Here is a 19,342-nt window from a genome sequence, read left to right on the forward strand (position 1 = left end):
TTTGTCGAGACAGTCCAGATGGTCGACCCCTTGGCAGAAGTCGTCTCGTTGCTGCAGCCGACAGCGCCCTTTTCAAAACGAGTGATTGCTTCCGCGCCCTGGGCGGTCAGGCGCTCGGAGACCGGGCGTCCCTTCTATTTCGTTGTGCTGGAAGGCGCGTGTCGACTGACCGTGGAGAACGCCGAGGACGAAGACACCATGACCCTGACGGAGGGTGATTTCGTGCTGATCCCTGCCGCGCGCGCCTTCTCCACATCGAGCCTTGATCGGCTGCCACCCGCCGCAGACGAAGCCATCACTTCACCGCTGACCCCGATCCCCGGCGGCGTGCGCGTGGGTGATCCCGAGGCGCCGGTGACGGTGCGCATGCTGGTGGGCCATTGCGTGTTCGGCTCACAGGACGCCACCTTGCTGGTGCCGCTGTTGCCCCGCTGGGTGCATGTTCGGGGCGAGCAACGGCTGGCCACACTGGTGCAATTGGTCGGTGATGAAGCGCGCGCGCAACGGCCGGCGCGGGACATTGTGCTGGCACGGTTGCTCGAGGTCCTCCTGATCGAAGCCCTGCGCTCGACGGGCTCCAGCGCGCCCTCGCCCGGCCTGTTGCGCGGGCTGTCCGACCCCAAGCTGGCGCTGGCGCTGCACCGCATCCATGAACAGACCGCTCAACCCTGGAACGTCGCGCAACTGGCCAGCGCGGCGGGCATGTCGCGCTCAGCGTTCTTCGAAGCCTTCGGCCGTGCAGTGGGCATGCCGCCCATGGAGTACCTGCTGACCTGGCGCATGGCATTGGCCAAACGCTGGCTGCGCCAGGGCGAACAGGCCATCAGCGAGATCGCCGACCGCGTGGGGTACCGCTCGGTCAGCGCCTTTGGCGTCGCGTTCACCCGCCATGTCGGCATGCCACCGGGTCGATACGCCGCGCTTCACTGAGCCGAACGCGTCGGCCGTACAACGATTTCGTTGACGTCGACGTCGTCCGGCTGCTCGATGGCATAGCGCACGGCCCTGCCAATGGCGTCCGGCGTCAGCGCGACCGCCCGGTAGCTTTCCATCGCCTGCTTGGCGACCTCATCGGTGATGGTCAAGGCCAGTTCGCTCTCTACCACACCGGGGTGGACACATGTCACGCGGATGTCGGGCGACTCCTGACGCAACCCGTCGGAGATCGCGCGCACCGCGAACTTGGTGGCGCAATACACTGCCGCCGTCGGCGAGACCGTCAGTGCACCCACAGAGGCCATGTTGATCACGTGCCCTGCTCGACGCCGGGTGAATTCCGGCAATACCGCCGCAATGCCATGCAGCACGCCCTTGATGTTGACGTCGACCATGCGGTCCCACTCTTCGGTTTTCATCGCCGCCATGGGCGACAGCGGCATGATGCCCGCATTGTTGATGATGACGTCCACCCGCCCCCAGCGGTTGCGGGCGTGCTGAGCGAAGGCCTCGACGTCAGCCTTGTCGGTGACGTCCAGCCGACGATATTCCGCTTGCCCGCCGGCGGCGTTGATTTCATCGACGAGTGCCTGCAGCCGCTCGGTACGCCGCGCCCCTAACAGCAGCGTTGCACCGGCAGCTCCAAGTTCGCGAGCGATGCTTTCGCCAATACCGCTGGAAGCACCGGTGATCAGAATGATTTTGTCGATCGTCATGGAAAATTACCTGTGTCAGTGAGGTTGACGAATACGGTAACTAACCCAGACTGTCGCGATAAGTCTTTCAAAACTGACCGAATGGGTTAGCGTTGCTAACCAATGACATGCCGACCTATGAGTTGCTTACCAATGAAGACGGATCTCAATTTGTTGAAGGCCTTTGCGGCCGTGGCGCAACTGAGCAGTTTCCGCGCCGCCGCCGAACGGCTGGATGTCACCCGCTCGGCAGTGAGCCAGAGCATTCGTCGGCTGGAAGACGGCCTCGGGGTGTCGCTGGTCCAGCGCTCTACCCGCAACGTGCGGCTGACCGAGGCCGGCCAGGCGTTGTATCAACAGACGGCGCAAGCGCTGGCGTCGTTGACCTGCGCCCTCGACGACGCAGCCTTGAAAGGGCCGCCCCGAGGCCTGCTGAAGATCGCCGTGACCTCGATCGCCGAGCGCTTCCTGGATGGCCCGCTGATCGCAGGCTTCGTAGAGGCTTACCCCGAGGTGTCGCTGGACGTCACCGTCACGGATGAAACCTTCGATATCGTCGAGCGGGGGTTCGATGCCGGTGTGCGGCTCGGCGAAGTGATCGAACAAGACATGATTGCCATTCCCGTCACAGGTGAACAGCGGGAGGTGGCCGTGGCCAGCCCTGCCTATCTGGCGCGCCACGGCAGGCCTCAGCACCCACGCGACCTGACGGCCCATCGCTGCATCGGCTGGCGCCGTGCACCGGACGTAGCGCCCTGGCGCTGGGAGTTCAGTGACCGCGGCCGCGCGTTCGACGTGGCAGTGTCACCGCAAATCACCACCAACGACATGCTGCTCATGGTGCGGACCGCGTTGGCGGACGGCGGGATCACTTTCGGTATCGAGGACACCTTCCGCCCCTATCTCGAACGTGGCGAACTGGTCACCGTCCTGGACGAATACCTGCCGCCATTTCCGGGCTTCTACCTGTACTACCCCAACCGCCACAACCTTGCACCCAAGCTGCGGGCGTTGGTCGACCATGTGCGCAAATCGGGGCCGTCAGCCTGATGCCACGACGGTTTCGAGCAACGAGCCGGGATCAGATTGCGGTGGCCGTCCGTTTCTGGTGGGATGGTCCATCGCATTTGCCAATGAGCCCTTGATCATGACCTCGTACCAGGACCTGTTTGCTATCGGGCAAACGTTCGACGACTTCGTCCGCCACGGACTGCCCGATGAGATCGACGCCGTGTGGGCGGTTCAGCGAAAGCTGGCATCGCCGGAAGCGTTGAGCGCCGGGACGCGACACCGTCTGGCAGCGCTGGATGACGCTTTTTTTCTCTTGGCGGCCGGTGAAATGTGGTGTCCGGATTGCCAGATCAACCTCGCCGTCATGGACAGCCTGCAACGCTTTGCGCCGTCCGTCACATTATCGATCATCACCAAGGCGCGCGCCGAAGACGCTTTGAAAACGCACCTGGCGCTGGAGCGGGTCGCCATCCCATTCGTGCTGGTGCTCGATCGAGACTTTCAAGTGATCGGGCGCTTCGTCGAGCGCCCCGATGCGGTGGTCCAAGGCGGCGACGCGCTCAAGCCGGCCTATCGCGCAGGCCTCTATGTGGAGAGCACCGTCGAGGACCTGCTGGCGATCTTCGAACACGCCCGTTAAGTCCGGCGGCAGTGGGCAGGGCTTGAAAAAGTGGGCGCCGCGCTTGTTTTTTTCCACCGATGAGCCTTACTGCTTAGTGTGCGTAGCCGATTTAGCGACTCGCGTCTCGATCACTGGGCATCGTCGGGAGATTCGGACATGGCCATTGCAAGCTCACTGGCGCCTCTGTTCCGTCAATCGGTGGGATTCGATCGATACAACGCGTTCTTCGAATCAGCGCTGCACAGCGAAACCGCCATGGGCTCCCCCCCTCACAACGTTGAACGCTACGGTGACGACCATTACCGGGTGGTCATCGCCGCCGCCGGCCTGTCCGCCGACGACCTGGACCTGCAGGTGGAAAAAGGCGTGCTGACGGTCTGCGGCGCCGAGCGCCAGGTCGACGCCGGCGCCACCTATCTGCATCGAGGCATCGCTCAGGGTGCGTTTCGCCTGGTGTTTCACCTGGCGGACCACATCGAGGTGCAGGGCGCAACGTTCGAAAACGGCCTGCTGATCGTGTTCCTTTTGCGGGTCGTGCCCGACGCCCCTCGCGCCCGACACATCCGCATCCACACCCCTGATGACGGGCCCTCCCGACGGCAGGTCAATCGCCATTGACCGAGCCACAAGGGCTGCCCGCCGAAGTGCTTGCCCCCGCGCGACCTTCATCGACGAAGCGTGCCCGTTTTGCCGCCATGCCATCGCGCAGCGCCACGTAATAATCCGGCGCCTGCTTGAGCTTGTCAGTGACCGGTAGCGCCTCGGCGCGCCCGTCGACGATGCCTCCCACCGTGTTGACGGTGCTGAGCGTCTCCACGGTGTCGCTGTTGTCGCCGAAGGGGTCGACCGCAAAACTCAGCACTTTGCCGGTGGCGTCCCGCAGGTTGGCCGTGCCGAGCAACGGCAGTTCGACGATGGGGCCGTTGGCGATGCTCCAGACACCAAACGTCTGCCCGAAATCGGCTTTGTGCCGCTCGATGCCCAATTTGCCAGAAACGTCGATGAGCCCGACCAGGCCCACGGTGGTGTTGATGACAAACCGCCCCAAGGTGTTCACCGAGCGCCGGGCATTGCCCTGCAACACATCGTTGATGAAGACCTTGGGTTCGCCGAAGTTGGCGACGAAGTTATGCACCCCCGCTTGAACGACGCTCGGCAGGTGCCGATAGCCACGGGCCACCGGCGCCAGGGCGTAATCGTCGACCGTGCGATTGAAAGCAAAAATCCCGCGGTTGACGGTTTCGGCGGGATCGTGCACCTCATAGTCGACCTGCTCGCAGGACGTTGCCGGGGAAGGAGGTTGCGTGGTGCAGGCACTGGCCAGGAGCGCCAGAGCCCCGAGGGTGACGATACGAACACAGGGCGGAACAGCATTGAGCGTTGGCATGCGGGCATCTCGACAAGGACTGCTGCCGAGACTGCCCGCGATTGTTTGCCCGATGATTGCTGGATTCTTGCAAGGGTGTCGCTTTGTTTCCGGATTGAAATATATGACGCCGACCGCTGAATGATTTTAGATAGGCACCTGTTTCCCGTCCGGCAGCCTGTCCATCGTGAGCCATTTGATTCTGGTCGACGACGACCTTGAAGTCCTCGCCCTGTTGCAGAAATTCCTCGTGCGACATGGCTACAGCGTCGAGGTCGCCATCGATGGCGCAGCCCTGTGGCAGGCCGTGGCGCGGCGCGTACCCGACCTGGTCATTCTTGACGTCATGCTGCCGGGCACCAGCGGCCTGCTGCTGTGCCAGCGGCTGCGTGCCGAGTACGACGCCGGGATCATCATGCTGACGGCGCTTGGCGAGGCGAGCGATCGGGTCGTCGGGCTCGAGCTGGGGGCAGACGACTACCTGACCAAGCCGTTCGACGCCCGCGAGCTGCTGGCCCGGGTACGCGCCGTGCTGCGCAGGACGTCGGATACACGCAGTGCGCCACTGGACACCCCGCGCCCGATCCTAGCGTTCGCCGGTTGGCATCTGGATGTCACCCGCCGCGAATTGCGTTCACCGGACAACGTCATGATTCCGCTGTCGGCAGGGGAATTCGAGCTGTTGCTGGTGTTCGCCGAGCACCCGCGCCGCGTACTGTCGCGTCAACAATTGCTGGACATGGCTCGCGGGGAGACCCACGACGCCTTCGACCGCAGCATTGACGTGCAGGTCAGCCGCTTGCGTCGCAAGCTCGAAGCCGATCTGGCGGGCACGCCGATGATTCGCACCATCCGCAACGTGGGCTACCTGTTCACCCCCGACGTGGTGGGCCGATGAACCGCAGGGCGTGGGTCGAAGCGAGGCGGTGGCGGCCGGCCGACACCGTCGCGCGCTGGATCGCCCTGACCACGCTGGCCGCGATGCTGACGTCGCTGGCCTTGAATGGCGCATTCAGTTTGTTGGGCGGGGTATGGGCCAGGCCACCGTTGACGGAAACCGGCCTGATGGAAAAAGTCGCGGCGATTACCCGCATCATCGACGCCGTGCCCCGTGAACAGCGGCCGGCGCTCGCGAATGCGACCCGTGATCAGGCCTTCGATGCCCAGTGGCTGCCCCGCCGCGAAGATGCAGGCCTGCCAACCATCGATGACCCGGACTTCCGCTCCGGCGCCCCGCTGCTGCGCCAGTTGTTGAACCGGCCCGACGCCCGCATAGAAGCCTACGAACCCCGCGACTGGTCCACCCAAGGCGAAGGGCGTTACGCGCTGCTGCTCGAACTGAGCGATGGCTCGTGGGTGATGTACTCGGTGCCCAGCCGCAGCTGGGGGCTTTCGGCGGTCTATCGCAACTTGATCGTGTTCGCGCTGATGCTGTCCTCGACCTTGCTGGTCGTTCTCATCGCCACACGCTACCTGGCGACACCGTTGGAGCGCTTCGCCGAGGGGGCTCGACGCTTCGGCACAGACTTCAGGGCCCCGCCGATCCCTGAGCTCGGCCCGCAGGAAATTCGCCAGGCGATCGTCGCCTTCAACGCCATGCAGGCGCAAATCCAGCATTTCCTGCACGACCGGACCCAGATGCTCGCGGCCATCTCCCACGATTTGCGCGCCCCGCTGACCCGCATGCGCTTGCGTGGCGAATTCATCGACGACCCGGAGCAGCAAGCGCGGCTCTTCCGTGACGTCGACGAAATGCGAGCGATGGTCGATTCGGCGCTGAACTTCTTTCGCGACGATGCACGGCTGGAACCGGCCACCGCCTTCGACCTGGCGGAGCTGTTGCACACCCTCGTCGACGACTTCAAGGACGCCGGTGTCGAGGTCGGGCTGAACAGCGTGCCGCGCTTCGTTTACTGGGGGCGGCCTGTTGGGATCAAGCGTGCGTTGGTCAACCTGATCGACAATGCCGCCAAATACGGCCGCGAGCCAGTGATGAGCCTGGACGCTCGAACCGATTGCATCGAGATTCGCATCGCCGACCGTGGCCCTGGCATCGCGCCCGAATACCAGGAGCAGGTCTTCGCACCGTTCTTTCGCCTGGAGGCCTCACGCAACAGGAACACCGGCGGCGTGGGCCTCGGGCTGCCAGCCGCGCGTGCGATCGTTCTGGAGCATGGAGGGCGCCTGCGCCTGGCCGCGCGCGCCGGCGGTGGCCTGGAGGTCATTGTTCAGTTACCCCCGCAGGGCGTTCCTCGCCCCGACTTGCCCGGCACATGACGCCTGTCCCTGTGCGGGCAAGTCGATGGAACTCTCCCGGACCTGTGAGGCCCTAAGGTGAACGCCTGCGCTGCCGTCAGCGGTGCGGGGGGGCAGGCATCGAAATCCACGCTGCCGCGTAATTCACTCGTAGACAGGTGACGCCGTGAACACATTCGTACCGTTGGAAAAACTGGAAGAAACCAACCTTCACGACTTCTATGAAGTCTGGCTGACCACCTCGGAAACCTGGCCGCAGGACCCGCACACCTCTCAACGCGAATGCATCTGGCGCATGGAACGGGACCTGACGGATGACGTCGAGATCGACGACCCCTTTTTCCAGAACCTGCCTCGGTTATGGCTGCTGGTCGACGACCTGAACGACGCTCAGGCTGTCGAAACGGTCGAGCGCGCGCTGACACAGCGTTTGGGCGAGTTGGCCGTGAAGGGTGAGTTCCACCCGGATGAAAAGCAGAAAGTGCCCTGTGGCGATAAACGAACCGACCTGAGGAGCTAATCCCTGTTCCCCCGTGGCAGCCTGACACCTGGCTGCCGCACGCCGTCTTGAGCGGCGACGGTCCGATTCTGCTGAAGACGGCCACCCTGCCCCCGTGCTTCACTCTCAGCCTCTCAACGCCAAGAGTGAAGTTCACCATGATCGACCATCTCGACCACCTCGTCCTGACCACCATCGATGTCCAGGCCTGCCAGGATTTTTATGTACGGGTCATGGGCATGCAGCCGGAAACCTTTGGCAATGGCCGGCTGGCCTTTCGTTTCGGTCAACAGAAAATCAATGTGCACGCGCGCGGTCGCGAATTCGAGCCCAAGGCTCACCTTCCGGTGCCGGGAGCGCTGGATCTGTGCTTCATCGCCAGCATCGGCCTCGACGCGGTGATCTCGCACCTGAAGGCCGAGCAATGGCCGATCGTCGAGGGGCCGGTTCAACGCACTGGCGCCACAGGCCCCATCCGCTCGGTGTATGTCCGCGACCCGGACCTGAATCTGATCGAGATATCCGAGTTGCTCACGCCTTCCGAATCCTGAATCTTTGGGCTGGGCCGCCCCCCGGCGGATTTGACGTCAGTCGAGCAGCGAAGGGTCCACGTCGATCATCAACTGCTTCATTTCCTCGAAATGGCGACGGGAAAAATCAGTGATCTTTTCCCAGCCTTTCGCGGTCTTTTCGGCGACCTCGTCAGACAGCACCCGCAACGGTTGCCCGGTCGACCAGGCCGTCACCAGGATCTGGCATGCCCGCTCCAGGGTCCAGATGTCGTCGAACGCCTCGCCAATGTCCGGGGCGATGACCATGACGCCGTGGTTGCCCATCAACAAGCGGCGCTTGCCGTCCAGCAACCCGGCCAGCCGTGCGCCCTCCGCTTCGGTGTCGGCCATGCCGCCGTACATTTCATCGACCGCCACCCGATTGAAATAGCGGGCGGTGTTCTGGTCGACCGGCAACACCTCAGGCTTGGCCAGGCAGGCCACCGCCGTGGTGTAGACCGGATGCAAATGCAGCACGGCCCGCGCGTGCGGCAACCGCTGATGTATCTGCCCGTGAATCGACCATGCCGTCGCGTCCACCTCCGGATGCGCGGCACAGGCCGAGTCGTCGGCGTTCAGCAACAGCAGATCGCTGGCGCGGATCCGGGAAAAGTGCTTCCACTTCGGGTTGATCAGAAACTGTTTGCCGTCGGCCGAGACCGCGGCGCTGAAATGGTTGGCCACCGCCTCGTGCATCCCGAGGTGCGCGACGATGCGAAACGTCGCGGCCAGGTCGATGCGCGCCTGTTCTTCAATCGATAACGCCATGGGTCGCTCTCCGACGTGCCGCCGATGCAGCGCGGCACGCACTCAGTTCCGGTCAGGGTTTAGGCATCAGCTCGGCGATGTCCGCATCGGTCGGCGCCTGGAAGTTGTACTTCTTCAGCAAGGCCGCGTATTCCGGCGTTTTCGAGTATTTGGCCAAGGCGTCGACCAGCGCGGCCTTGACCTCGTCATTGCCCTTCTTCACACCGAAGCCGTTGAGTACCGGGTAGATCAGGGTATCGGAAGAGATCACCACGCGATTGCCCAGCTTGTCGACCACGCCACGGGCAACGGCCGCATCGGTAATCTGTGCTTCGACCGCGTGTGCCAGCATCGCTTGAGTGGTTTGCGGGTCAGTGGCGTATTCACTGATTGCGATCGGTTTCAGGCCGTTCTTGACGCAGTACTCGTCCGACAGTTTGTGCATCTGCTGCAGCCAGGAGGTGGCGGCCATGGAGCCGATCTTGTGGCCACAGAAGTCTTCCGGGCGCTTGGGCTGGTAGTCACTGCCCTTGACCGAAAGGATCGATTCGCCGCTTTTCAGGTACGGGACCATGTCGATGACTTTCACCCGCTCAGCGGTGATGTACATCGAGGAGTTGGTGACGTCGAAGCGCCCGCCCTGCAAACCGGTGATCAGGTTCGGGAAACGGGTGTCGACGGTTTCGACCTTGCGCCCCATGATCTTGCCCAATCCGTCGAGCAACTCAATGTCGAAGCCGGCCGGACGGTTGTTGTCCATGTACTCGTAGGGGAAGAAGGTCACGTCGGAGCCGGCGATCAGCTTGCCTTCCTGCTGGAAGGCCGAAGCGGCCAACGAGGTCATGGCGACCGCTGCGCCAACCAGACTCAAAGCAATTGGGCGAACAAACTTGTGCATGGTGTATCCCCGCAAGGTTAAAGGTTGTTGAGGCATTGCAGGAAAAGTGACTGTGCGCTGTCAGGTTGCAGGGAAAACAGGCTCGGGGGGCGCATAGACATGCGCGACCTCACCTGTTTCACCTTGCCTGACATTCACCGAGCGACTTTTCTCACATCCCCTGGGCAGAAGCTTGATCTTGTCCGGCCTGCTGAACGAAGAAAGAGGCGCCGCGCGGCTTTTGCGGCAATCGCACCTGATTGGCCGTGGAACGCACGAGGCCACTTTCTTCGCCGGCCACCATCAGGCCGGCGTGCTTGCTGGGCAGAGGGTTTTCGCCGAATGGCAGTGCGTCCTCTGCGGCGTAGACGCCGATGAACAGAGTGCGCGGCAGCTCGGTCTCGTTAGGGCTTGAAGCGTGCAGCAAACGGGTGTGCATGAAGCAGACGGAACCGGCTGGACCGAAGCAGGCCACCGGGGCCTGGCAGTGCTCGGCGACCACCTGGTCATCGACCGCGCCTGTGAAGCGCTGGTCATGCCAATGCGACCACAGCGGCCCTTTGTGGCTGCCGGGAATGACGTTCAGCGGGCCGTTTTCCGGCGTGACTTCGCTGACCATCAGCAGCGCGGTGACAATGTCGTCGTTGCTGTGAGGCGTGAACAGGAAGTCCTGGTGCCACTTCACCTGGGTCGCGGTGTGCGGCAGCTTGGAGTTGATCTTGCTGTGGTGGAAGCGCGCCCCGCTGCCGCCGATCAATTGAGCAGCGATCTGCGCCATGCGCGACTGCAGCGCCACCCGGTAATAGGCGGGCGAGATCTCGGTCGGCGAACTGACCCGGCGCAGCGATGGATGATCGGCGCGATGGTCGCCCTCAAGGTCGAAACGTGCCCGGCCATCGATGGTCTCGCCCCAGCCTTGCTCATGGCTGCGGCTCTCCTCCACCCATTGGTCGAAGTCGTGCTGCAACGCCGCCACTTCCTCGGCCGAGAGGACCCCCTCCACCACCAGAACGCCGTCGCGGTGAAACTGTTCAATCTGCGCTTGCTCGATCATGTGCTTACCTTTTCCAAAACTTGACGATGAGGGGGTCACGCCAGCGAGACGTCCTTGAGGAACGCGTCGACCCGGGGGTTATGGCCGTTTCGCAACACCTGGGGTTTGTCGTCGCAGACCACGCGCCCCTTCTCCATAAAGACGATGCGGTCGGAAACCTTGAAGGCGAAGTTCATTTCGTGGGTGACGATCACCATGGTGATGCCGTCCTGAGCGAGCGCCTCGATGACTTGCAGCACCTCGTTGACCTTCTCCGGGTCCAGGGCGGAAGTCGGTTCGTCGAACAGCATGATCTGCGGACGCATCATCAGCGCGCGGGCAATGGCGACGCGTTGCTGCTGACCACCGGAAAGCTGGCTCGGGTACTTCCAGGCATGGTCGAGCATGCCCACCTTGTGCAGCAGCGCGTAGGCTTGTTGCTTGAGCTCGGCCAGCGTCCCCATGCGGTGGTAACGCGGGGCCATGAGCAGGTTGTCCAGCACGTTGAGGTGTGGAAACAGGTTGAAGCTTTGGAACACCATGCCGATGTTCAGGCGGTGTTCGGCGTGCTCGACGTACTCGGGCTTCTGCGCACCCTGCTTGTTCAGGTGAATGAAGGGCTGACCGTTGATCTGGATGTCGCCGTTGTCGATCTGCTCCAGGCCGTTGAGCAGCCGAATCAGCGTGGTCTTGCCGGAGCCGGAGGGGCCGATCACCGACACCACTTCACCGGGTTGAATCTTCAGGCTCACTGCTCCCAGCACTTCGACATCGTTGTAGGCCTTGTGCAAGCGGTTGGCCTGCAACGCGGGCGCTTCGACACCGGTGGTTGCCGGACGCGGTTGTGCCTTGCTCGGCTGGGTGGCGAGCGCCAGCACTTCAGCGTCCGGGGTGCGCGAGACGTTGCGCTGGGTGACGTCCAGGTGGCGCTCCAGACGCTTGAGCAGGTAGTCGAACACGGTGACGATCAGGACGTAATAGAACGCCACCGCCGCCATGGTCTCCATGACCAGAAAGTTCTGCGAATAGAGGCGCTGGCCGACCATGAGAATCTCGGTCAGCGAGATCACCGAGACCAGCGAACTGAGTTTGACGATCGAGATGTATTCGTTGGCCAACGACGGCAACGCCACACGCAGCGCCTGCGGAATGACCACCCGCCACTGCGTGCCCAGGAAGCGCAGGCCCAGCGCTCTTGCGGCCTCGGTCTGACCTTTGTGAATCGACAGCAGGCCGCCACGATGGATCTCCGCCACGTAGGCGGTCTCGCACATGACCATCGCCAGCAAGCCTGCCCAGAACGGATCGCCCAGCACGACCGAGGCCGATGGGAACGCCTGCGGCACGTTATAAACGAAGATCAGCAGCACCAGCAGCGGGATGCTGCGGAACAACCAGATGTAGGCCCGCGCCGGTGCATTCAGCGCCGGGCGCTTCGATTGCTTGGCCAAGGCCACGAAGAAGCCGAATACGATACTGAGAATCCAGGTGGCGAAGCTGAGCTTGATGACGGTCCATGTCGCACGCCAGAACTCGGCGTCGAGGAGCAAACCAAACATGTAATTCCAGTCAAAAGTCATCGTCGCCGCGCTCAACTAATCAATCTGAATGTGCAACCGGGGGCGTTCCGTCAGAACCCGCTACCCGGCGCACCGTTGAAACGAGATTCGTGGAGAGGGTCGCTCCCGGTCAATTAGGATTAACCGCGCCAGTGAGTAGGCAGAACCGATGCAATGTCGCACCGGCACTGCCGCGCACCACAAGGATGCACTGGCAGATCCGCGCTCCGGCGGGCGCCGCTTTCTGGTGCGGCGTGTCCTGAGTCATCCTTGGGGTGTTCGATGCCTGCAGTCTGCAGGCCCGGCGAGGTGGCTTAAATTCGTTTCTGATTTACGACTGGGGCGAGAAAATCCGAAGCAGCGAGGGCGGCTCCGGATGATCGACAGTGGTGCGCAATCTTCACTCTGCGCCGCGGGTGGGCTTCACCGCGTGAGGGTCGAAGAAGCTGGGCGCGGCCATGCCGGGGATGTATTGATCCGACACGAACATCCGGCAGCGTTCAGTGAACGCCGCCACCACGCGGGACAACTGTGCGTTGCGGGCAGTGGCATAACCCAGTTGCAAGGGGTGCAGACCGCCGGCCATGCGAATGCGCACGAGGCGCTTGCCGTCCTGCGAAATGTTGCCCTTGGGTCGGGCATTGGCAATGGTGTAGCCGATGCCGTTGCCGACCATGGAGCGGATGGTTTCCAGGTTGCTGGAGCGCATCACGATGTTGGGGGTGATTCCTGCCGGGATGAACAAACTGAGGAAATATTCCCGGCTCCAGGGGATGTCCAGCAGCACCATAGAGTGATGTTCCAAGTCCTGAACGCTGACGGCCGGCAAGTGGGCCAGCGGGTGATGCTCGCCGACGAGTACGTAAGGCGGCAGCTTGGCCAGCGGCTGGAAATCGATGTCATCGCTGCTCACCAGATCGTAGGTCAAGGCGATGTCGATCTCGGAACTGCGTAGCTTTTCCAGCAGTTGTTCGTGGTCGCCTTCGATCTGGGAAATGCGCACCCCCGGAAACGCACGGCCGAAGCCGAACACCAGTTCAGGGGTGATCATGGGCGCGAGCGAATGCAGGCAACCGACCCGCAGCGGGCCGCGCACGGTGTTCAGGGATTCCGAAGCGATGGTGTAGAGGTTGCTCATCTGTTCGAGGATCAGCTTGGCCTCGTGCATCACCTGCCGCCCGACCGCCGTCAGGGAAATGCCTTGCGCGTGATGGCGGACGAACAGCTGGATGCCGAGCTCGGCTTCCATGTGGGTGATGGCCGCTGAAATCGACGGCGACGAAACGTGTATGCGCTCTGACGCGGCGCTGATGCTGCCTGCTTCTCCCGAGGCGACGAAATATTCCAGTTGGCGTTGGGTAATACGACTGAGCATCACGCCCTCCACAGCTTGAGCCGATAGGCGCACTTCGGCGCCCACCGTTTGAATGAGCGACCGAATGGCGCCGGGGATCTGTTTGCAGGGTCTCTGTCCGAGTTCATGTGCAAGCTTCACTGGCAGGTTCATTTGCAGGGTTCATGCCGCTCGAACCCGGTGACGTCACTTCTGCGACGATTTGCCATCATCGGGTTTCCAGCGCTTGGGCAGGGTTCGGTTTTTCCTAAGCTCTACGTTCAAAAAGCAGAATTCCTATACGGGATCCCCTTCCTCACACTGACGCCGTGGATGAATGAAGTCGCCAAGGCGCCTGTGCCTTGGACTGCCGTCGGTGCATGAGCATCGGCGAAACCGATCAGGGTCGATTCTCTTTAGGAAATTCAAATGTCAGTGGAAAAAATCAACACCTTGGTGGTCGGCGCAGGCCAGGCGGGCGTCGCGATGAGCGAACACCTGACGCTGATGGGTGTGCCGCACATCGTGCTGGAGCGCAACCGCATCGCAGAACGCTGGCGCTCCGAGCGCTGGGATTCGCTGGTCGCCAACGGCCCGGCCTGGCACGACCGCTTCCCGAGCATGAAATTCGAGAACATCTCGCCTGAGGCCTTCCCGCCCAAAGAGCGCATGGCCGATTATTTCGAGGCCTATGTCCAGATGCTCAAAGCGCCAGTGCGCACCGGCGTCGAGGTGCTGAAGGTCGAACGCCACGTCGGTCGACCCGGCTTCAAAGTGACCACCTCCGAAGGGGTCATCGAGGCCTCGAACGTGGTGGCCGCCACCGGCCCATTCCAGCGTCCGGCAGTCCCGCCCATCGTGCCGGCGCACGCCAGCGTTCAACAGCTGCATTCGTCTGCTTACAAGAATCCGGACCAACTGGCCGAGGGCGCCGTGCTGGTGGTCGGTGCCGGCGCGTCGGGCTCCCAGATCGCCGAAGAATTGCGACGCGCGGGCAAGCAAGTCTACTTGTCAGTGGGCGAGCATTACCGGCCGCCACGTGCCTATCGTGGCCGTGACTACTGCTGGTGGCTGGGCGCGCTGGGCCTGTGGGATGAGGTGCGGATCACGCCAAAGAAAAAGCACGTCGCGTTCGCCGTCAGCGGTTATGACGGTGGCAAGACCGTCGATTTCCGCCGCCTGGCCCATCAAGGCATCACCTTGGTCGGCCTGACCAAGGCTTACGAAGACGGTGTCATGACGTTCGAACCCGGCCTGGCCGAGAACATCGCCGAAGGTGACCGCGCCTACTTCGACGTGCTGCGCGACGCGGACGCCTATATCGAACAGAACGGCCTGCCCTTCCCGCCCGAACCCGAAGCCTGGGAGCTGCTGCCTGACCCCGAATGCCTGATCGACCCGGTCCTGAGCCTGGATCTGGAAAAAGCCGGCGTGACCACCATTCTCTGGGCCACCGGCTTCAAATTCGATTTCAGCTGGCTGCAGGTCAACGCCTTCGACGACCGGGGCGAACCCTTCCACAAGCGCGGCATCTGTGCCGAAAGCGGTATCTACTTCCTCGGTTTGCCCAACCTGGTGAACCGCGCCTCGTCGTTCATTTATGGGGTGTGGCACGACGCTAAATACATCGCGGATCACATCGTGCTGCAAAACGACTACATGGCCTACGCGCCGTCCTGAAGCCCGCCGCCCCGGTTCGGCCCGCCATCGCCCTGTGTCGGTGGTGCGGCCGGAGGGCATCAAGGCGACTTCGGTTTTTCCTAACCATTACCCCTGACAAATGCTGGTTTATCCCATTCGGGGCCAGTGTGAAGCTGGGGCCATTCACCGATCACGAGGCTGCACCCATGCCGACCCACACGCGCATTCGCATGTTCAACACTAAGGAAACCTACCCCAATCAGTCGCTGGACAACGATCTGTGCCAAGCGGTTCGCGCCGGCAACACCGTGTACGTGCGCGGACAGATCGGCACCGATTTCGAGGGCAATCTGGTCGGGTTGGGCGATCCGCGGGCGCAGGCCGAGCAGGCCATGAAGAACGTGAAGCAGTTACTGGAGGAAGCTGGCTCCGACCTCTCTCACATCGTCAAGACCACCACCTACATCATCGACCCACGTTATCGCGAGCCGGTGTACCGGGAGATCGGCAAATGGCTCAAGGGGGTGTTCCCGATTTCCACGGGCCTGGTGATCTCCGGCCTCGGCCAGCCCGAGTGGTTGATGGAAATCGACGTCATCGCCGTCATCCCGGACGACTGGACCGGCGCCTGATCCCAGCCCTGCCCCTGCGGAGTGTCCATGGCCCCTTTCCCGATCGACCCACGTGAACTCGCCACCCTGGCGTCAGCACCCGGTGCGCCGTTTGCGGTACAACTGGAGCGCGTGAGCAAGCGATTCGGCGACTCGTTGGCCTTGGACGACGTGTCGCTGAGGATCCACGAAGGTGAGTTCGTGACCCTGATCGGGCCTTCGGGCTGCGGCAAGACCACCCTGCTCAATCTGTTGGCGGGGCTGTGCACGGCCGACCAGGGCCAGGTCATTCTGGACGGCCAATGGGCGGGCGATGCACACAGCCAGCTCGGTGAAATCGGCATCGTCAACCAGCACCCACCCCAGTGGGATGCACAGCTTGCGGGCCAAAGCATTGCCGCAAGCATCGGTGATGAATTGCGCAGGCGCGATGTCGGCGAAACCGAGATCGTCGACCGTGTCGCACAGGTGCTGACGCTGGTCAGGTTGCACGCCCACGCCGAGCGGCCCTTTCGCGACCTGTCGGGGGGGGAACGGCAACGGGCGGCATTGGCTCAGGCACTGGCCATCCGCCCCCGGCTGCTGCTGTTGGACGAACCCTTTGCAGGGTTGGAAAAACCGTTGAGGTTGGCGATGCAAATCGAGCTCAAAGACCTTCAGCGCCGCTTGGGGATGACCACCGTATGCGTGACCCACGATCAGGGCGAAGCCTTGAGCCTGAGCGACCGCGTGGTGGTGATGCGGGCGGGACGGGTGCACCAGGCCGGGCCACCGGACGCCATCTACCGCTACCCTCAAGACCCGTTCGTGGCCCGTTTCGTCGGCGACGTCAACGTCCTGCCGAGCCGCTACCTGAGCCGTGACGAGCGTGCGAAGGTGTCCCTCGGCGACAGCGTTCTGCGGTTGCCTGCCGAGCAGGTGCAAGCCGATGTCGGTGCGCGCCTGGATCTTTACCTGCGACCCGAACACATCCATCTCGAACCGCTGGGCGCCGACACTCGCCTCAGCGCCACTGTGGTCGCCCATGTGTTTCAGGGTGACCACGTCGACATCCAACTCGACGCCCCGGCGCTGGGCCCGGATCGCCTGCTGGCACGACAGCCCGGCAGCGATGCCCAGACCCGCTGGCCCGTGGGCGCCGTTGCCGGGCTGAGCATCGACAGCGACGGCGCCTGCGCCTTTGCCGTTGATGCTCAGTCCGGCAACGGCGCCCCCTAACTGAACCTGAGAGCGCCATGACCTATTTTGCAAGCCTTCCCCCTCTTCCAGCGACCGCACTGGCCGTCGTCGCCACCCAGCCGGGTGGCCCCGATGTGCTCGCGTGCGTCGAGCGTCCACTGCCGACGGTGCACGCTGGCGAGGTGCTCATTCGCGTTGCCGCATCGGGCGTCAACCGCCCGGACTTGCTGCAGCGTGGCGGCCTGCCGGTGCCGCCCGGCGTCACGGACATCCTCGGGCTGGAGGTTGCCGGTGTGGTGGTGGCCGTCGGCGAAGGTGTCAACAACATTGCGCTGGGGGATCGAGTGATGGCGCTGCTCAGTGGCGGGGGCTATGCACAGTATTGCGTGGCCATTGCCGATCAATGCCTGCCCGTCCCCCAGAATTTGCCACTGGTCGACGCCGCCGGGGTACCGGAAGCCGCCTTTACCGTGTGGCACAACCTGTTCGAACTGGGCCGCTTGAAATCGGGCGATACATTGCTGATCCACGGCGCCGCGAGTGGCGTCGGCAGCTTCGCCGTGCAGTGCGCCCATGCCGTGGGGGCTCGGGTCATTGCCACTGCGGGGGGCCCGGAAAAGGTCGCGCTGCTGGAAAAGCTCGGGGTGTGGCGTGCCATCGACCGTCATCAGGAAGATTTCGTCGCGGTGGTCGCGCAGTGCACTGAAGGCCGTGGCGTCGACGTGGTGCTGGACAACGTCGGTGGCCCCTATGTCAGCCGCAACCTGGACGCCCTGGCAATGGGCGGTCGCCACGTCAGCCTGTCATTCCTGCAGGGCGCGAAGATCGAACTGGACCTGCAGATCGTGATGCGCAAAAACCTGACCCTGACGTCTTCCACCCTGCGACCAAAAAGCCTGGCGGCAAAAGCCCGAATCGCGGAATGCATTCGGGACTTTCTGCTGCCATAGCTGGCCAGCGGCAAGGTGAAACCGCTGATCCACGACCGCCTGCCGCTGCACGAAGCCGCCGCCGCCCATCGTCTGCTGGAAAGCAACGCCAATCTGGGCAAGGTGCTGTTGATGCCCGTGCCCGCCAGCGAGTCGGCATGATGGAGACGTTCAAGCTGTATTACGCCTCCACCTCCCCCTACGTGCGCAAAGTGATGGTCGTTGCCCACTGCCTGGGGCTAGCCGAGCGGATCGAAAAGCTCGAATCCGCCGCCCACCCCGTCATTCGTGACGAGCGCATCGCCCGGTTCAACCCACTGGCGAAGGTGCCCGCGTTGCAGACACCCGAAGGCCTCGCCTTGTTCGACAGTCGGGTGATCTGCGAATACCTCGACACCCTAGCCGGCGGCAGCCTGTTTCCGCGCGACGGCGAACGGCGCTGGAGCAGCCTGGTGCGCCAGGCATTGGGCGATGGACTGCTCGACGCCGCGTTGCTGGCGCGCTATGAGGCCGTGGCCCGGCCACCGGCCAAGCAATGGGATGACTGGACCGCAGGGCAACTGACGAAGATCACCGCCGTCCTGGCCGAAGTGGAACACCAGGCCGACAGGTTGAGCACGCAACCGGACGACATCGGCGTGATCACCCTAGGCTGCGCGCTCGGGTACCTGGATTTCCGTTTCGAAGGGCTTGACTGGCGCAAGGGCCATCCCGCGACGGCGACCTGGTTCGCTGCGTTCGACCAGCACCCGGCCATGCTCGCCACCCGTCCTTTTGTCTAAGCTTCAGGAGTCACTCATGCCGCACACGGTTTACTTTCTCAACGGCCCGAACGCCAACCTCTACGGACTGGACAAAACCGGGACCTACGGCAGCGAGAGCTTCGCCAGCATTGAAGCCAGTTGCCAGGCCCACGCCGCTGAACTGGGGTTGAGCCTCGAATTTCGTCAAAGCAATCACGAAGGCGTTTTGGTGGACTGGATACAGGAGGCGCGTCAGCAGGCCGATGCGCTGATCATCAATGCCGCCGGACTCAGCTACAGCTCGGTACCGATTCTCGATGCATTGTTGGCCTTCGAAGGCCCCATCATCGAAGCGCACATGAGCAACATCTGGAAGCGCGAGAGCTTTCGCCATCACTCCTACGTGTCCAAGGCCGCAACCGGTGTGATCGCCGGGCTGGGCGCGCGGGGCTACCGGCTGGCGCTGACGGCGATCGCTCAAATGCTCGAAGAAGCCGCGGTCACGCCTCAGGGGTGACGGGTGCTTGAGCGGCCTCTGCGTCCATTTTTGCCCGGTCCGCCTTGCTGATGTAGCGCGGCTTGGTGCTGCGCGGGGCCAGCTTGGCATTGGCCTTCTTGGCGTGGGCCTTGAGTAGCTGGGCGATTTTTTTGCGTCGGTTCATCGATTCTGCTCGGCAAGGGGACGGCCGCGCTGTGCGCCGCCCCGTAGATTGAAGGTGGCCCGGACAGCCCACGCCCTGGCACGAAGCGTCGC

21 protein-coding genes and 1 pseudogene are annotated in these 19,342 nt (G+C 63.1%); 14 read left to right on the forward strand and 8 right to left on the reverse strand.

Annotated features, from left to right (window positions below):
• Positions 1-18 precede the first annotated feature (18 nt).
• Positions 19-930, forward strand: a complete 912-nt coding sequence (locus tag N5D61_RS11835) for an AraC family transcriptional regulator (RefSeq protein ID WP_279892827.1) — start codon at positions 19-21, stop codon at positions 928-930.
• Here the strand turns inward: N5D61_RS11835 and N5D61_RS11840 are convergent.
• Positions 924-1,652 carry an SDR family oxidoreductase gene (locus N5D61_RS11840; RefSeq protein ID WP_279892829.1) on the reverse strand — a complete coding sequence of 243 codons (729 nt, stop codon included), beginning with the start codon at positions 1,650-1,652 and terminating at the stop codon, positions 924-926. The genes N5D61_RS11835 and N5D61_RS11840 overlap by 7 nt on opposite strands.
• A 132-nt stretch (positions 1,653-1,784) precedes the next feature.
• Between N5D61_RS11840 and N5D61_RS11845 the strand changes: the two genes are divergently transcribed.
• From N5D61_RS11845 to N5D61_RS11855, 3 genes are all read left to right on the forward strand, one after another.
• Positions 1,785-2,681, forward strand: coding sequence for a LysR family transcriptional regulator (locus tag N5D61_RS11845; RefSeq protein ID WP_279892831.1), 897 nt, complete (start codon positions 1,785-1,787; stop codon positions 2,679-2,681).
• A gap of 97 nt (positions 2,682-2,778) precedes the next feature.
• Entirely contained in the window at positions 2,779-3,282 is a 504-nt protein-coding gene (locus N5D61_RS11850) for a thioredoxin family protein (RefSeq protein ID WP_279892833.1), read from the forward strand.
• A gap of 138 nt (positions 3,283-3,420) precedes the next feature.
• Entirely contained in the window at positions 3,421-3,882 is a 462-nt protein-coding gene (locus N5D61_RS11855) for an Hsp20 family protein (protein ID WP_279892836.1), read from the forward strand.
• Here the strand turns inward: N5D61_RS11855 and N5D61_RS11860 are convergent.
• The gene (locus N5D61_RS11860; protein ID WP_279892838.1) at positions 3,869-4,651 is read right to left on the reverse strand and encodes a VacJ family lipoprotein; all 783 of its coding nucleotides are present in this window, start codon (positions 4,649-4,651) and stop codon (positions 3,869-3,871) included. The two genes, N5D61_RS11855 and N5D61_RS11860, sit on opposite strands and share 14 nt — an antisense overlap.
• Positions 4,652-4,817: 166 nt before the next feature.
• Between N5D61_RS11860 and N5D61_RS11865 the strand changes: the two genes are divergently transcribed.
• The 4 genes from N5D61_RS11865 to N5D61_RS11880 all read left to right on the forward strand — a co-directional run bounded on the left by N5D61_RS11865 (position 4,818) and on the right by N5D61_RS11880 (position 7,936).
• Positions 4,818-5,528: a response regulator gene (locus tag N5D61_RS11865; RefSeq protein WP_279892840.1), complete on the forward strand. Its 711-nt coding sequence runs from the start codon at positions 4,818-4,820 to the stop codon at positions 5,526-5,528.
• Entirely contained in the window at positions 5,525-6,907 is a 1,383-nt protein-coding gene (locus N5D61_RS11870) for an ATP-binding protein (RefSeq protein WP_279892842.1), read from the forward strand. Before N5D61_RS11865 ends, N5D61_RS11870 begins: the two co-directional genes overlap by 4 nt.
• 145 nt (positions 6,908-7,052) lie before the next feature.
• Positions 7,053-7,406, forward strand: coding sequence for a hypothetical protein (locus tag N5D61_RS11875; protein ID WP_108238575.1), 354 nt, complete (start codon positions 7,053-7,055; stop codon positions 7,404-7,406).
• Positions 7,407-7,543: 137 nt separating this feature from the next.
• The gene (locus tag N5D61_RS11880; RefSeq protein WP_279892844.1) at positions 7,544-7,936 is read left to right on the forward strand and encodes a VOC family protein; all 393 of its coding nucleotides are present in this window, start codon (positions 7,544-7,546) and stop codon (positions 7,934-7,936) included.
• Positions 7,937-7,972: 36 nt separating this feature from the next.
• Here N5D61_RS11880 and N5D61_RS11885 read toward each other — a convergent pair whose 3' ends face one another.
• The 5 genes from N5D61_RS11885 to N5D61_RS11905 form a co-directional block, all read right to left on the reverse strand.
• Positions 7,973-8,704: a class II aldolase and adducin N-terminal domain-containing protein gene (locus N5D61_RS11885; RefSeq protein ID WP_279892845.1), complete on the reverse strand. Its 732-nt coding sequence runs from the start codon at positions 8,702-8,704 to the stop codon at positions 7,973-7,975.
• Positions 8,705-8,756: 52 nt separating this feature from the next.
• Positions 8,757-9,581, reverse strand: a complete 825-nt coding sequence (locus N5D61_RS11890) for an ABC transporter substrate-binding protein (RefSeq protein WP_279892846.1) — start codon at positions 9,579-9,581, stop codon at positions 8,757-8,759.
• A 151-nt stretch (positions 9,582-9,732) separates the two neighbouring features.
• The gene (locus tag N5D61_RS11895; protein ID WP_279892847.1) at positions 9,733-10,614 is read right to left on the reverse strand and encodes a phytanoyl-CoA dioxygenase family protein; all 882 of its coding nucleotides are present in this window, start codon (positions 10,612-10,614) and stop codon (positions 9,733-9,735) included.
• Between the two features lie 35 nt (positions 10,615-10,649).
• The gene (locus tag N5D61_RS11900) at positions 10,650-12,173 is read right to left on the reverse strand and encodes an amino acid ABC transporter permease/ATP-binding protein (RefSeq protein WP_279892849.1); all 1,524 of its coding nucleotides are present in this window, start codon (positions 12,171-12,173) and stop codon (positions 10,650-10,652) included.
• A 379-nt stretch (positions 12,174-12,552) separates the two neighbouring features.
• Positions 12,553-13,527, reverse strand: a complete 975-nt coding sequence (locus N5D61_RS11905; RefSeq protein ID WP_108238637.1) for a LysR family transcriptional regulator — start codon at positions 13,525-13,527, stop codon at positions 12,553-12,555.
• A 387-nt stretch (positions 13,528-13,914) separates the two neighbouring features.
• Here N5D61_RS11905 and N5D61_RS11910 point away from each other — a divergent pair, with 387 nt between their 5' ends.
• From N5D61_RS11910 to N5D61_RS11935, 6 genes and pseudogenes are all read left to right on the forward strand, one after another.
• The gene (locus N5D61_RS11910) at positions 13,915-15,165 is read left to right on the forward strand and encodes an NAD(P)/FAD-dependent oxidoreductase (RefSeq protein WP_279892852.1); all 1,251 of its coding nucleotides are present in this window, start codon (positions 13,915-13,917) and stop codon (positions 15,163-15,165) included.
• 167 nt (positions 15,166-15,332) lie between these two features.
• On the forward strand, positions 15,333-15,758 hold the full coding sequence (locus N5D61_RS11915) for a RidA family protein (protein WP_108238569.1): 426 nt from the start codon (positions 15,333-15,335) through the stop codon (positions 15,756-15,758).
• 27 nt (positions 15,759-15,785) lie between these two features.
• The gene (locus tag N5D61_RS11920) at positions 15,786-16,955 is read left to right on the forward strand and encodes an ABC transporter ATP-binding protein (protein ID WP_279892855.1); all 1,170 of its coding nucleotides are present in this window, start codon (positions 15,786-15,788) and stop codon (positions 16,953-16,955) included.
• Positions 16,956-16,972: 17 nt separating this feature from the next.
• Positions 16,973-18,007, forward strand: a pseudogene (locus tag N5D61_RS11925) (NAD(P)H-quinone oxidoreductase).
• Positions 18,004-18,627, forward strand: a complete 624-nt coding sequence (locus N5D61_RS11930; protein ID WP_279892858.1) for a glutathione S-transferase — start codon at positions 18,004-18,006, stop codon at positions 18,625-18,627. Before N5D61_RS11925 ends, N5D61_RS11930 begins: the two are co-directional and overlap by 4 nt.
• Positions 18,628-18,643: 16 nt before the next feature.
• Positions 18,644-19,105, forward strand: coding sequence for a 3-dehydroquinate dehydratase (locus tag N5D61_RS11935; protein WP_279892860.1), 462 nt, complete (start codon positions 18,644-18,646; stop codon positions 19,103-19,105).
• On the opposite strand, the gene N5D61_RS11940 is transcribed toward N5D61_RS11935, so the two are convergent.
• On the reverse strand, positions 19,089-19,250 hold the full coding sequence (locus N5D61_RS11940) for a DUF2986 domain-containing protein (RefSeq protein WP_108238564.1): 162 nt from the start codon (positions 19,248-19,250) through the stop codon (positions 19,089-19,091). The two genes, N5D61_RS11935 and N5D61_RS11940, sit on opposite strands and share 17 nt — an antisense overlap.
• Positions 19,251-19,342: the final 92 nt, after the last annotated feature.

Origin of the sequence: Pseudomonas sp. GD03842 (assembly GCF_029841165.1) — a bacterium.
In the GTDB taxonomy this organism is placed as follows: Bacteria; Pseudomonadota; Gammaproteobacteria; order Pseudomonadales; family Pseudomonadaceae; genus Aquipseudomonas.

Bases quoted from the DNA above. Each gene is read 5' to 3' on its own strand.
- N5D61_RS11835 (WP_279892827.1), top strand. From the start codon at position 19: ATGGTCGACCCCTTGGCAGAAGTCGTCTCGTTGCTGCAGCCGACAGCG.
- N5D61_RS11840 (WP_279892829.1), bottom strand. From the start codon at position 1,652: ATGACGATCGACAAAATCATTCTGATCACCGGTGCTTCCAGCGGTATT.
- N5D61_RS11845 (WP_279892831.1), top strand. From the start codon at position 1,785: ATGAAGACGGATCTCAATTTGTTGAAGGCCTTTGCGGCCGTGGCGCAA.
- N5D61_RS11850 (WP_279892833.1), top strand. From the start codon at position 2,779: ATGACCTCGTACCAGGACCTGTTTGCTATCGGGCAAACGTTCGACGAC.
- N5D61_RS11855 (WP_279892836.1), top strand. From the start codon at position 3,421: ATGGCCATTGCAAGCTCACTGGCGCCTCTGTTCCGTCAATCGGTGGGA.
- N5D61_RS11860 (WP_279892838.1), bottom strand. From the start codon at position 4,651: ATGCCAACGCTCAATGCTGTTCCGCCCTGTGTTCGTATCGTCACCCTC.
- N5D61_RS11870 (WP_279892842.1), top strand. From the start codon at position 5,525: ATGAACCGCAGGGCGTGGGTCGAAGCGAGGCGGTGGCGGCCGGCCGAC.
- N5D61_RS11880 (WP_279892844.1), top strand. From the start codon at position 7,544: ATGATCGACCATCTCGACCACCTCGTCCTGACCACCATCGATGTCCAG.
- N5D61_RS11885 (WP_279892845.1), bottom strand. From the start codon at position 8,704: ATGGCGTTATCGATTGAAGAACAGGCGCGCATCGACCTGGCCGCGACG.
- N5D61_RS11890 (WP_279892846.1), bottom strand. From the start codon at position 9,581: ATGCACAAGTTTGTTCGCCCAATTGCTTTGAGTCTGGTTGGCGCAGCG.
- N5D61_RS11895 (WP_279892847.1), bottom strand. From the start codon at position 10,614: ATGATCGAGCAAGCGCAGATTGAACAGTTTCACCGCGACGGCGTTCTG.
- N5D61_RS11900 (WP_279892849.1), bottom strand. From the start codon at position 12,173: ATGACTTTTGACTGGAATTACATGTTTGGTTTGCTCCTCGACGCCGAG.
- N5D61_RS11905 (WP_108238637.1), bottom strand. From the start codon at position 13,527: ATGCTCAGTCGTATTACCCAACGCCAACTGGAATATTTCGTCGCCTCG.
- N5D61_RS11910 (WP_279892852.1), top strand. From the start codon at position 13,915: ATGTCAGTGGAAAAAATCAACACCTTGGTGGTCGGCGCAGGCCAGGCG.
- N5D61_RS11915 (WP_108238569.1), top strand. From the start codon at position 15,333: ATGCCGACCCACACGCGCATTCGCATGTTCAACACTAAGGAAACCTAC.
- N5D61_RS11920 (WP_279892855.1), top strand. From the start codon at position 15,786: ATGGCCCCTTTCCCGATCGACCCACGTGAACTCGCCACCCTGGCGTCA.
- N5D61_RS11930 (WP_279892858.1), top strand. From the start codon at position 18,004: ATGATGGAGACGTTCAAGCTGTATTACGCCTCCACCTCCCCCTACGTG.
- N5D61_RS11935 (WP_279892860.1), top strand. From the start codon at position 18,644: ATGCCGCACACGGTTTACTTTCTCAACGGCCCGAACGCCAACCTCTAC.
- N5D61_RS11940 (WP_108238564.1), bottom strand. From the start codon at position 19,250: ATGAACCGACGCAAAAAAATCGCCCAGCTACTCAAGGCCCACGCCAAG.